We start from the raw sequence: 12598 nt of genomic DNA, 5'->3' as shown, positions 1-12598 counted from the left end.
AAAAATGTCAGACAATTTATTAAAACCGCATCACCTTTCCCAGGCAACAAACCTGGACTAACAAAAGTGGAGCGGTAATAGGCGCAGTTATTTAGTTTTATAGGTGCAGGGAATTGACCACGACTGATTAATCGATAAATCCAAGCTTTACAAAATCCGGTTCTTTCCAACACTTCAGGCAAACGGATAAATCTTTTTCTTTCTGACATACATTTCTCCATTGTTGTTTTGATGGATGCAGTATCTCCAGATTGCTTATGGCGATCAACTTTCAAAAAGCATGAATTGATCAAGGACTGGTGTTTTTTTAGGCATATTTGTAAGAGGAGTTTTGAAAGCAAGCTAGCATAGGCTTAGTGGGGGTTTTGCAAAAAGTGCTATTTTTCCGACCTATGTTAGGTTTTTAATAAATAGCTATTTATCAAGGGGTTAAGTTGTTTTCGATTTAATGCCGTACTTTCCCACCTTATAATTCTTGTTTATCATTTTGGGAAGACTTAGTTGGAGGTAAAATGTTTACCATCTTGCATACGGGAAATAGCCTCGGGATCAGAAAGACTACGTTTCGTGAGTTCAACTCCTCAACGTTAGCAGTATCTAAAATTTTAGCTCTGGAAAAAGTAAAATCAGTGCTTACGCTTTTTTAGGACCCTTTATTGAACCCTTAATGAATCACGATACAAAAATAAACATAAAAATCATAACATTGTGAAACCAAGCACAGGGACCCCAGTGAAACGACAAAACCGGCTCCGGCCGGTTTTTTTATGATGGAAACATAGATTTACCAGAGCGGTAGAAGCAATATGCTTGACTGGATTTCAGAGGGCGTAAAGCCCCAGTACAGATAAAAAGCTTTTGCTTCCTCAGACAGCGCATGAACTAATAACGCTTTCGTTCCCACCTGTTCAGCAACCTGCCGGGAACGTAAAACCGCATCTTTCAATAGTCCCGCGCCAATTCCACGGCGGTGATAACGTTCATCTACCGCCAAACGCCCCAGCACTAATACGGGCAGCGGATTAGGCATATTACGCCGTAAAGCACCCGATACGGATTGACGCTGTACGCTGCCGGTTGCCAGCGCGTAAAAGCCTACAACCTGATTCCCACCCGATTCACACACAACAAAAGTTCGTGATGCGCCAATGGTCTGATTCTTGAGTGCCTTACGCTTCAGCCATTCATCCAGTAACGGCGCTGAACTTCGGAAATCAACCACGGCATGCTGAGGTAATAATAATTCAGGTGCCGTTATTCCCACGGTGATTTCCTGTCTAACAACGCCTGTAACTGCTCATTCGTTGCGACAGGTTTTTCCAGCGCGGTAATAAACGCATCAAATTGTGAGTCATCAACCAGAAACAGACGTTGATCCAATAGCACCTCTTCCGCCTCACGACATGCGGCCTCAAGGATAAAATCAGTACGTGATTTTGAAAGTAGCTTCGCGGCAACGTCTATCAGTTCCCGCTGTGATAATTTTGCCCGAATGTTGATCGGCGCTTCTTTCGCTTCTGTTCTCATAACCGCCTCTTATATAGCTAATTATTATACAAGAATCATAGCCAATTGTGTAGCAAATAGCTACACGCATCTTGAATCTCACTATAGGATGACGAGTGACTCATCATCTGTTTACCGACTCATTACCCATTAATCTATTGATTATTAAAAATAAAACTCTGTGGTTCTGAACTCGGAATTATAAATTATTTATCATAAGGTTATGATTAAAATTCAAATTCCCTCGGGTCAACGCAGTTCGATCAATGTCAGCCGACCACCAAACACAGCGCCGGTATCAATATAAAGCTGTTTAAAAAATATCAAGGGTTTGTGGAGCGGCGTATGTCCGAAGATAAACAGATGCGCACCCGTGATGTTGTTGCCTGCTCCCGCCATCGCCCGCGTGATACGATTGCGTCCCCAGACAAGCTCATCCTCGTCAACCGGCTTGCCAAAGGCATAATCCTCCGCGGGGTAATCAGCATGGGCAATCATATAGTTGCGGCTGGCGATATTGACATCAATGACCAGCGGCAGGTTTGCGGTTTGGGCTATCAGGTCAGCCGCCAGACGCTTATCGGCGTCACCCAGCGCGGTATACCATGAACCGCCGTTGCGCGCCCAAAGCCAGCCATTGCCTTCGTTCAGCGCTTCTCGCGCCATTTGTTCATGATTGCCGCACACCGCGGTAAACCAGGGTTCATCCAGCAACGCCAGACAAGCCGGGCTATCGGGGCCGCGATCAATCAAATCCCCGACCGATATCAGCAGATCGGTGTGACGATCGAATTTTCTCGCGTCCAGCGCATCCAGCAATAACTGATAACAGCCGTGGATATCACCGACGACGAATATTTTTTGATAATCCTCTCCACTGATACTGCGATACATGGATACCTCATCTGAAGCGCGATGCCGTTCTTAAGCCTGATAGCCAGCCTGCGTATGACCGAACATTCATTCAATTGTACGCTCTCAGATCAGTATGGCATTTAACTTGTCGGCGTGAACGACGCTTCCGTCGGGTGGTGTGGCGTATCCAGAATTAACTGATAAAACACCAGATCCAGCCAGCGCCCAAATTTAAATGCCGCCTGGCGGATGGTGCCAGCATGATGAAAACCCAGCGTTTCATGCAAGACGATGCTGGCGCGATTTTCCGCATCAATACCGGCAACCAGAGTATGCATTTCCTGCGCTTGCGCCGTTTCAATCAATTGCTGAAGCAGCCGTTTACCCAGCCCTTTTCCCCGATGATCCTGATGAATGTAAATTGAATGTTCAACGGAATATTTATAAGCGGGCCGGTCACGGAATGTGCCATAGGTGGCAAATCCCAATAACTCGCCCTGCTGGTTTTCATAGCCGATGACAGGGAAATTGTGGATCTTTTTTTGCGCAAACCAGGTCGTCATGCTTGCCAATGGTCGCGGTTGGTAATCATAGAGCGCCGTTGAATTGATGATGGCCTCATTGAAAATGTCCAAAATCTGCTGTGCATGACGTGCTTCCGTACAGTTAACTCGTTTCATTTTCTGTTACCTTTTGAGCGAATAAATACTATAGTGGAATTTATTCTACCAAAGTAATCAAAAGGAGATTCCTGTGTCAATAGACGAGGTGATCGCTTCGCAGATTTATCAATTACGTAAAGCCAAAAACATGAGTATTGAATTGCTGGCTCATCAGTCGGGCGTTAGTAAGGCCATGATTTCTAAAATCGAACGCAAAGCGAGCAGCCCCAGCGCCACGATCCTCGGACGACTGGCGGCGGGATTGGGCGTCCCCATTACTCAGCTTTTGAGCAATGACCAACAACCGCGCCAACGGTTACGGAGAAAAGCGGAGCAGGAAACATGGCGTGATCCGGAATTGCACTATCTGCGGCGGCAGGTTTTAGAACGGGAAGCGGCCACCGGGCTGGAAATGATTGAAATTATCCTTCCCGCTTTCGCCAAAGTCAGCTATCCACGCTGGAGCAGTCATCCCTACCAACAGCGTCTGTGGCTGATTGAAGGCGCGTTGACCGTCGAATACCACAATGAACGTTTTGCACTCACGCCAGGTGATTGCCTGAATTTTGACGTGAAGCATCCGGTCACTTTTCATAATCCTGATCAAAGTGAATGTCGTTATCTATTAGTGATAACCAATGAATAGACCGGGCATGCTACCCGGCTGATTTGCCGGGCAGATGTAATGAGGTTCAGCTTCCCGCCGCCCCGCCGTTGGCGCGGGAAAGTTCAGGAAATTGCTGGCGTAACGCACCGGCTACCGCCTGTCTGTCATAACCTAATTGGTGCAGGATCAGGGCGATCTGCCGGGCGGAAATCTCATCCTGATACACTGTATGCAATACATCGGCAATCAGCCCCGGCGTAATTACGGAAATCTGCGTGATCTCGCCGAGGTTGTCTCCAAGAGCCTGAAGGATATGTTCGAAAGCCTGTTCCGGCGTCATCCCTTGTTCCCGTAGCGTCGCCAATACCGAAACTAGCTTATCTTTTAATGCATTCACCATCGTGATGTTCCTTGATTAACGGGAACCTTTTCCTCCGCTCTCGCCAACCTGACATTGACAAAATCCGGGCTACCCCCCTGTCCCGGCACGCCACAACCTGAGGTTGTGGCTACTACAAATAAAGAGTGTTTTTACGATGTATCTCATAAAGTTATAGTGAAAACATGCCTTGTCATCCCCTCAAAATTCGTACCGATACAGGGGCAGAATGGCCGTTAGGAAAACATCCAGACCACTAATCAAACTGCATCAGAATACCTTTTTCATCATAGAACAGGCAGACGATATAACCAGGAAACAAGGCATCCACCCTACAATAACAGGAAGACAACGCTATGAGCAGATTAAGAAGAAATACCGCTATCGGTTGCTTTCTTTTCATCTTCAGCCTCTCTCTCAGCCACGCACAAGATAGTGTTCCACAAGAACGTAAAATGGAAACCGATGTGGTGGTGGTTGGATTCGGGGGGGCAGGCGTATCCGCCGCCGTCTCCGCGGCAGAAGCGGGACTAAAGGTTATCGCGCTGGAAAAACAGGCGATAGCCGGCGGCAGTTCCAACTTTGCCGAAGGACTCTTTGGCGTCAACACCAATCAAACCCGTAAAAACTCGGTCACCCTGACCCCCGAAGAAGCTTATCGAACCTCGATGGAGTTTAACCAGTCCTACCGGGTGAACCCCGCGCTGGTGAGAATGTATCTGAAGGAATCCAGCGCAACGATTCGTTGGCTGGAAAAGCAAGGCGTCAATTTCTATGTTACCCAGATATCTCCTCATGAACCACGGGTATGGCATATCGTGGAAGATTACGGCAACGCCAGTCATGGCGCAGCGCTCATCAAGCGTATGGTAGAGCGCGCCAATGAATTAGGCGTGACGGTTATGTATAAAACACCAGGGAAAAAACTGATCTATCAGGATGGCGCCATTAAGGGCGTGGAAGCGGAAGATGCCGCCGGCAACAAAATCACCATCATGGCGAAAGCGGTAATACTGGCGACCGGTGGATTCCAGGACAGCAAAGAGAAAGTCAAAGCCTGGACGCCCTTTGATCCGGAAAAAGTCAAACCTTTCGCCAATCTGAACAAGACGGGCGACGGCATTGACATGGCGACGGGCGTCGGCGCGGATACCACCGACTTCGGGCTGATGATGCACCCCGCAGTGACGGATAAAGGCATTCCGCTGGTGGGCGATTTGCAGGGGATGGCCTGGGAACCGAATCTGTGGGTCAACAAATACGGCGATCGCTTTATCGATGAAACGGTCGTACAAAGTTTTGTCATTGCCGGTAACGCGATTGAAGCACAGCGGGACAGCTTTGTCTGGTCCATTTTTGACGACAACACGGTGAAATATGTCGGAGAACAGGGCGCCAGAACCGGGATGGGCGTCATTATCCCGGTGATGAAGAAACTCACCAATGTGAAGAAAGAGATCGATAACGCCATCAAAGCGGGCAGCGCCAAAGTCGTGATGGCAAGCTCACTGGATGAACTGGCTAAAAAGCTCGCTGTCGATCCCAAGCGGCTGAAAGCGACAATCACCCGCTACAACCAGATCAAAGACAAGAATGTGGATGAGGATTTTACCAGAAATCCGGCCAGCGTGATGCCGCTCACCGGCCCGACCTATTACGCCCTGAAAGTCCAACCTCACTATTTCGCCACTATTGGCGGCGTGCGGATTACGCCGGCGATGGAGGTGACGGATAAACAGGATAACGTTATCAAAGGACTTTACGCCACCGGTCTTGATGCGGGCGGACTGTACGGCAGAACCTACACGCTGTGGGCATCGGGATCGGCGTATTCCTTTGCGGCCACTTCGGGCCGTCTGTCCGGCGTCAATGCCGCAGCCTATATCCGTGCGCTGAAATAATAACCTCCCGCACGCCGTGATGGGGAGCGCAGCCTCCCCATCGTGCAGAACATGCACTGGAGGAATAATGAATAATATCAATAGATTGATGCGAATCACACTCCTAACCTCAGCGATAATGGCGGTTCCTGCGGTTTATGGCGTGGAAAATGTCACACCCTTGCAACCGGGCGCCACCACCGGAAACGCGGCCGGTCTGTTGCCACCGGACGGGCTCTATTTTTCTCTGGCAAGTTCTTATGAAACCGGTTCCTTGCGGGATGAAAACGGCGATAAAGCCCAAACGCCCGGCGGCAGCGTAAAACTCAAGGTTATCAGTTCCGCGGCGTCGCTATTATGGGTGCCGGGTTGGGAAATGCTGGGCGCTCGTTACGGGCTCAGCGTAGTCCAGCCGTATCGCGTGATCCGCGCCAAAACCGATAATGGTCTATCGACAAGCACTGATAATTACGACGGACTACTCAACACCACGCTCACGCCCCTGATGCTGTCATGGGATATGGGCAGCGGCCTGTTCATGGGATTTGGCGCGGGGATCAGCCTGAAGAATGGCAAGTTTGAATACCGCTATAGTGAAACCGCTGGCAGAAACGTTATGCTGGGAAATTCCACAGCCAACAATTTCTATATTTTCCAGCCAAATCTCGCCATCACCTACCTGCGTGATGACTGGGCCTTCACGCTGAATAATATTCTCAATATCAACACCCGCAACAAAACAACCGATTATCAAACCGGCCATCTCTATTATCTGGATGCGACGGCAACCAAAGCGATCGATAACTGGGTATTAGGCATGATTGGCAACTATACTCGCCAGTTCAGCGATGACGAGATACAAGGGCAAAAAGTCGCCTCTATACCAGGGTTCCATAAGCAAGGGAAACGTACTGAATATGCCGCGGTCGGCCCAATGGTCGGTTACGATTTCGGCACGTTTTCCGTCTCCTGCCGCGTTCTGATCGCCCTGTTTGCCAAAAATGATGTGAATATGTCGATGGTTCACCTGGGGATCAGTCTGCCTCTGCAATGAGGCGATAGGAATCATCTTCACTCCCCCCTTGCGCATAGCAAAAACTGTGCGCAATATCCCTTTTATTCATACGTGTTTTTTATTCCTATGATAGCTGTCATATTTTGTCGGAAAAGGGGTGGTTACACTGAGCCCCAATCTTGGCGCGCTCATTGATGATGGGAGTGATGGCACATGAATATCGTCACACTGAAATATTTTGTTCAGGTGTGTGAGGATCGTTGCCTGACTCGTTCCGCACATAAATTGTTTATTTCCCAGCAGGCGCTGAGCAGGCAGATCCTCAATCTGGAAACCGAACTGGGCGTCACTCTGTTCCAACGCAATTCTCGCGGCATGTCCCCGACAGCGATGGGAGACTACCTTTATGCCAAAACCCTGGGCGTCATCGACAGTATCTCCGTACTGGAGAACGATATACGAACCAGACAACAGCATCATGAACCGCCGCACTACCGTCTGGGCTTTTCGCCCGGTACGTTACAAAGCCTGGGCGTGCAACGGGTGATGGAGTTTCTCGCCTCGAATAAAGAAGCGGACTGTGAACTGTCCGAGCACTCCGATATTGAATGCGAAGCTCGCGTGGATAATGGATCTCTGGATATGGCGATCACCGTCAGGCCCAGGGATACCCTACGCTTACGCTATATCAGTCTCAAGCAGGAGCGGATCGTGCTGGTCAGCAATGAGCAACATCGTCTGGCGCGATTGACAAAAACACGCCCCATCCGCCTGACCGATATGGTGGATGTCTCGCTGATTATGCTGGATGAAACCTTCCGGCTTCAGGAAACCATTTTGCAGCATCTGCATCAGGCTGGCGTCTCGCCGCACATCCATACCCGCATCAGTCACGATCTGCATGTGGCCTATGATCTGGTGACGCTGAACAAAGGCGTTTTTGTGTTCGTCGAAGGGCTGGCCCGTCCTCTGCTGCGCGACGGCATGATGTTAATTCCTATACCGGACAACGGTATGGCCTGGGATATCGGCCTGATCACCCGCCATGAGTCCACGGCACATTCGCCTGCGCTGACCAATTTCATCACCCATTTTCAGCGTGAAATGCACAAAGCGCAAACAACCATACACCATGCCGCCCATACCGGTTGTCCGTCATTTAGCTGAATCCCGCCATTGGCGGCCACGATCGGGAAGGCAGCGTTTGTCCTTCATTGGCGTATAATGAGCGCTGGTCGATACAAATAATTTAAAACAAATAATTTGATACAACTCCGCGTAAATCGAGTCATCCTCTTCATTCTTTGAAATGCGATAATCCCCGGAATAAATATTACATTTTCGTTTAGTGAGCAAAAAGGCTAAGTCATGATCACCACCGACGGTAATAACGTAGTCGCTTCCGTAGCCTGGCGGACGAATGAAGTCATCGCCATCTACCCTATTACGCCCAGTTCAACGATGGCCGAACAAGCCGCTGCATGGTCCAGCGATGGCGGCCTGAACATATGGGGCGATACGCCGCGGGTGGTTGAAATGCAGTCGGAAGGCGGCGCGATCGCCACCGTTCATGGCGCGTTGCAAACCGGGACCCTGGCGACCACCTTTACCTCGTCGCAGGGGTTACTGCTGATGATCCCGACATTATATAAGCTCGCAGGCGAACTCACGCCTTTTGTGCTGCATGTCGCAGCACGTACGGTCGCCACCCATGCGCTCTCGATTTTCTGCGATCATTCCGATGTGATGGCCGTCCGCCAGACAGGGTGCGCCATGTTGTGCGCCAGCAGCGTACAGGAAGCGCAGGATTTCGCGTTAATTTCGCAGATAGCCAGTCTCAACAGTCGCCTGCCGTTTATCCATTTCTTCGATGGTTTCCGTACCTCGCATGAAATCAACAAGATTGAATCGCTGAGCCATGACGTTATCCGCCAGTTGTTACCCCAGCAAGCCATTGATGCCCACCGTGAGCGAGCGCTTACACCTGAACGCCCGGTGATCCGTGGCACCGCCTCCAACCCGGATACGTTCTTCCAGGCGCGGGAAGCGACCAACCCGTGGTACAACGCCGCCTGTGAACATGTCGAACAGGCTATGAATAGCTTCGCCAGGGCAACCGGGCGTCAGTATCAGCCTTTTGAGTATTACGGCCATCCGCAGGCGACCAAGGTTATTGTGCTGATGGGTTCCGGCGTCGGCACGTGTGAAGAGGTGATCGACACCCTGCTCACCCGCGGAGAAAAGGTCGGCGTGGTTAAAGTCCGCCTCTATCGGCCGTTCTCCGCCAAACATCTGCTGGCCGCCATTCCGCAAACGGCGGAACGTATTGCCGTATTGGATCGCACCAAAGAACCGGGAGCACTGGCTGAACCGCTGTGTCTGGATGTCATGACCTCGCTGGCCGAAGCGTTTTCCACGGGCGAGCGCGCATCAATGCCACGGGTGATCGGCGGCCGCTACGGTTTGTCGTCAAAAGAATTCACGCCTCAGTGCGTACAGGCGATTTTTAATGAGTTAGCACTTGCCAACCCACGTCCCCGCTTCACTGTCGGCATCTATGATGACGTCACTCATCTTTCTCTGCCGTTGCCGGAACAGCGGCTGCCATCGACCTCTTCGCTTGAAGCCCTGTTCTATGGATTAGGCAGCGACGGCACGGTTTCGGCGACCAAGAACGCCATCAAGATCGTGGGTGAAACCACACCGATGTTTGTGCAGGGGTATTTCGTTTACGACTCCAAAAAAGCCGGCAGTTTGACCGTTTCTCATATGCGCGTGGGGCCGCATCCGATTAATTCCGCTTACCTGATCGAGCAGGCCGATTTTGTCGCCTGTCACCAATGGCAGTTCATTGATAAATACAGCATGGTGGAACGGCTGAAGCCTGGCGGTATCTTCCTGATTAACGCGCCTTATGCCAGCGACGATCTCTGGCATCGTCTGCCGCAGGAAGTACAGGCGGGCCTCAAGATCCGTAACGCGCAGGTGTATTGCATCAACGCGGCGAAAATTGCCCGCGAATGTCAATTGGGCGCGCGCATCAATACCGTGATGCAAATGGCGTTCTTCCATCTGTCGCAGATCCTGCCTGGCGATCTTGCGGTTGAAAAACTACGCGCCGCAATCGCCAAAAGCTACGGCAGCAAAGGTCAGGAACTGGTTAAACGCAACTGTCGCGCCCTGAGCGCCACATTAGAAGCGCTTTGCGCCGTGCCGCTGGAGGCGGTTAATCCCGACAGCCCGCAGCGCCCGCCGGTCGTCTCCGATGCAGCGCCGGATTTTGTGAAAACCGTGACCGCCACCATGCTGGCCGGTCTGGGCGATACCTTACCGGTTTCCGCCCTGCCCCCTGACGGCACCTGGCCGACGGGGACGACGAAATGGGAAAAACGCAACATTGCGGAAGAAATTCCGTTGTGGCAACCCCAGCTTTGCACCCAGTGTAACCACTGCGTCGCCGCCTGCCCACACTCAGCCATCCGCGCCAAAGTGGTGCCTGCCGATGTCATGTCGTCCGCGCCCGAGTCGCTGCGATCTCTGGATGTAAAAGCGCACGATATGCGTGGCCAGAAATATGTCTTGCAAGTCGCGCCGGAAGATTGCACCGGCTGCAACCTGTGCGTGGAAGTCTGTCCGGCGAAAGATCGGCAGGATCCTGCGATCAAAGCCATCAATATGGCATCCCGACTGGATAATCTGCATGTTGAAAAACAGAACTTTGATTTCTTCCTGCAACTGCCGGAAATCGATAAATCCAGTCTGGAACGCATCGATATCCGTACTTCTCAGTTGATTTCACCGTTGTTCGAGTATTCGGGCGCCTGTTCCGGCTGTGGTGAAACGCCGTATATCAAACTACTGACTCAGCTTTACGGCGATCGTCTGCTGGTGGCGAACGCGACAGGCTGTTCCTCCATTTATGGCGGCAACTTGCCGACCACCCCGTGGACTACCGATGCCAACGGGCGTGGGCCGGCCTGGGCCAACTCGTTGTTTGAAGATAATGCCGAATTTGGTCTTGGTTTCCGTTTAAGTGTCGATCAGCACCGTCAGCGCGTTCTCCGTTTGCTGCACAAACTGGCGCCGCAGTTACCAGCCGATCTGGTCGCCGCCTTGCAGGAAGACGCGATCGCACCGGAATTGCGCCGTCAGCAGATTGAGCAATTACGCATGCTGTTGACGGATATGGACAGCGACGACGCCAATGCGCTGACGGCGGATGCTGATCATCTGGTGGATAAATCCATCTGGCTGATTGGCGGCGACGGTTGGGCGTATGACATCGGCTATGGCGGTCTGGATCACGTCATGAGCCTGAGTGAAAACGTCAACGTACTGGTGCTGGATACGCAATGTTATTCCAACACCGGCGGACAGCAATCCAAAGCCACGCCACTGGGGGCGGTGACCAAGTTTGGCGAAAAGGGCAAACGCAAGGCACGCAAAGATCTGGGCATCAACGTGATGATGTACGGCCATGTCTATGTGGCGCAGATTTCATTGGGCGCGCAGTTGAATCAGACAGTGAAAGCCATTCAGGAGGCCGAGGCGTGGCCGGGGCCATCGCTGATTATTGCTTACAGTCCGTGTGAAGAACACGGCTACGATCTGGCGTTCAGCCACGACCAGATGCGTCAACTCACCACCACCGGTTTCTGGCCGCTTTATCGCTTCGATCCACGCCGCACAGAGGAAGGTAAAGCCGCGTTGGTGACGGATTCACGACCGCCATCCAGCAGCCTGAGCGAAACTCTGCTCAAAGAACAGCGCTTCCGCCGCCTGAACAGTCAGATGCCGGAAGAAACGGCGTTGCTGTACGAAGAAGCCGAACTGGATCTACGCCGCCGCTTTGATTTTCTGACCATGATGGCGGGTAAAGCGGAGAAAAATCCGCAGGAATAATGAGCGATACCTCAAAACCGGCTCCGACCGGTTTTTTCTTTAATGCATCGTCTGAAATGAAAACCAGTTATAGCTACTGACAACACGGGAGTTACCTTATATTTTATACAACTATTCGCTGGTACCACGACTCGCCGTTACCATGTCGAACAGGTTCGTTCATGACAGAGGAAAAGAGATGAAAGGAAAATTCGCATCACCACAAATCGCGTTGCATTGGCTGGTTTTTTTGTTGCTCGTCGTGACCTATGCCACGATAGAACTGCGTGGGTTCGCTGAACGTGGTTCGCTGCTGCGTACCGTCATGATTGTCACCCATTTTAGTTGCGGCGTGCTGGTGCTGGTGCTGATGCTGGCGCGCCTGTTTCTACGTGCGCGCCATACTTCGCCGGCGATTACGCCGCCGCCCCCGCGTTGGCAATCCGCACTGGCGACGTTGACGCACATCGTTATCTATCTGCTGTTTATCGTCCTGCCTGTACTGGGCGTCGCGTCGCGCTATTACCGGGGCCGGGATTGGATGCTGTTTGGCATTGACATGCCAACCTCCGCCGTACCGAATTTGGAACTTGCCAGAACCTTGATTGACTGGCATGAAATTCTCGCGCCGCTTGGTTACTGGCTTATTGGCCTGCATACCATCGCCGCTCTGTTCCATCACTATGTGATGAAAGACAACACGCTGCTGCGCATGATGCCGGCCAAGCGCGGATAACGCCCTGATCCTGTGAATAACTGCCACGGATACAAAAAAGCCCGTAAACCGTGGTATGCGGGCTTTTTGCCTACGGG

General features: G+C 51.5%; 11 protein-coding genes and 1 pseudogene. 6 read left to right on the top strand and 6 right to left on the bottom strand.

The window, feature by feature from the left end:
- Positions 1 to 92 precede the first annotated feature (92 nt).
- The 5 genes and pseudogenes from DES54_RS18900 to DES54_RS09105 all read right to left on the bottom strand — a co-directional run.
- Positions 93 to 209: pseudogene (locus tag DES54_RS18900) on the bottom strand (helix-turn-helix transcriptional regulator); the annotation flags it as partial.
- 575 nt (positions 210 to 784) lie between these two features.
- Positions 785 to 1264 (bottom strand): GNAT family N-acetyltransferase, encoded by a 480-nt coding sequence (locus tag DES54_RS09120; RefSeq protein WP_113866632.1) that lies wholly within the window; start codon positions 1262 to 1264, stop codon positions 785 to 787.
- Positions 1255 to 1527, bottom strand: coding sequence for a type II toxin-antitoxin system TacA family antitoxin (locus DES54_RS09115; RefSeq protein WP_113866630.1), 273 nt, complete (start codon positions 1525 to 1527; stop codon positions 1255 to 1257). Before DES54_RS09115 ends, DES54_RS09120 begins: the two co-directional genes overlap by 10 nt.
- A gap of 228 nt (positions 1528 to 1755) precedes the next feature.
- Entirely contained in the window at positions 1756 to 2400 is a 645-nt protein-coding gene (locus DES54_RS09110) for a metallophosphoesterase (RefSeq protein WP_113866628.1), read from the bottom strand.
- A gap of 101 nt (positions 2401 to 2501) precedes the next feature.
- A complete protein-coding gene (locus DES54_RS09105; RefSeq protein WP_113866626.1) occupies positions 2502 to 3041 on the bottom strand; it encodes a GNAT family N-acetyltransferase in 540 nt (179 codons plus the stop codon).
- Between the two features lie 73 nt (positions 3042 to 3114).
- Here DES54_RS09105 and DES54_RS09100 point away from each other — a divergent pair, with 73 nt between their 5' ends.
- Positions 3115 to 3669 carry a helix-turn-helix domain-containing protein gene (locus DES54_RS09100; protein ID WP_113866624.1) on the top strand — a complete coding sequence of 185 codons (555 nt, stop codon included), beginning with the start codon at positions 3115 to 3117 and terminating at the stop codon, positions 3667 to 3669.
- Between the two features lie 46 nt (positions 3670 to 3715).
- On the opposite strand, the gene DES54_RS09095 is transcribed toward DES54_RS09100, so the two are convergent.
- Positions 3716 to 4030, bottom strand: a complete 315-nt coding sequence (locus tag DES54_RS09095; RefSeq protein WP_113866622.1) for a hypothetical protein — start codon at positions 4028 to 4030, stop codon at positions 3716 to 3718.
- Between the two features lie 335 nt (positions 4031 to 4365).
- Between DES54_RS09095 and DES54_RS09090 the strand changes: the two genes are divergently transcribed.
- The 5 genes from DES54_RS09090 (at position 4366) to cybB (ending at position 12521) form a co-directional block, all read left to right on the top strand.
- Positions 4366 to 5910, top strand: a complete 1545-nt coding sequence (locus DES54_RS09090) for an FAD-dependent oxidoreductase (RefSeq protein ID WP_113866621.1) — start codon at positions 4366 to 4368, stop codon at positions 5908 to 5910.
- A gap of 67 nt (positions 5911 to 5977) precedes the next feature.
- Positions 5978 to 6943 (top strand): SphA family protein, encoded by a 966-nt coding sequence (locus tag DES54_RS09085; RefSeq protein ID WP_169050476.1) that lies wholly within the window; start codon positions 5978 to 5980, stop codon positions 6941 to 6943.
- A gap of 174 nt (positions 6944 to 7117) precedes the next feature.
- Positions 7118 to 8071, top strand: a complete 954-nt coding sequence (locus DES54_RS09080; protein ID WP_113866617.1) for a LysR family transcriptional regulator — start codon at positions 7118 to 7120, stop codon at positions 8069 to 8071.
- 201 nt (positions 8072 to 8272) lie between these two features.
- Positions 8273 to 11806 (top strand): pyruvate:ferredoxin (flavodoxin) oxidoreductase, encoded by a 3534-nt coding sequence (gene nifJ / locus DES54_RS09075; protein WP_113866616.1) that lies wholly within the window; start codon positions 8273 to 8275, stop codon positions 11804 to 11806.
- Between the two features lie 178 nt (positions 11807 to 11984).
- Positions 11985 to 12521, top strand: coding sequence for a cytochrome b561 (gene cybB / locus DES54_RS09070; RefSeq protein WP_113866614.1), 537 nt, complete (start codon positions 11985 to 11987; stop codon positions 12519 to 12521).
- The last annotated feature ends 77 nt before the right edge of the window (positions 12522 to 12598 follow it).

The organism is Brenneria salicis ATCC 15712 = DSM 30166 (assembly GCF_003315515.1).
GTDB classification, from domain to species: domain Bacteria; phylum Pseudomonadota; class Gammaproteobacteria; order Enterobacterales; family Enterobacteriaceae; genus Brenneria; species Brenneria salicis.
This window is presented reverse-complemented; position numbering and strand designations above follow the sequence as displayed.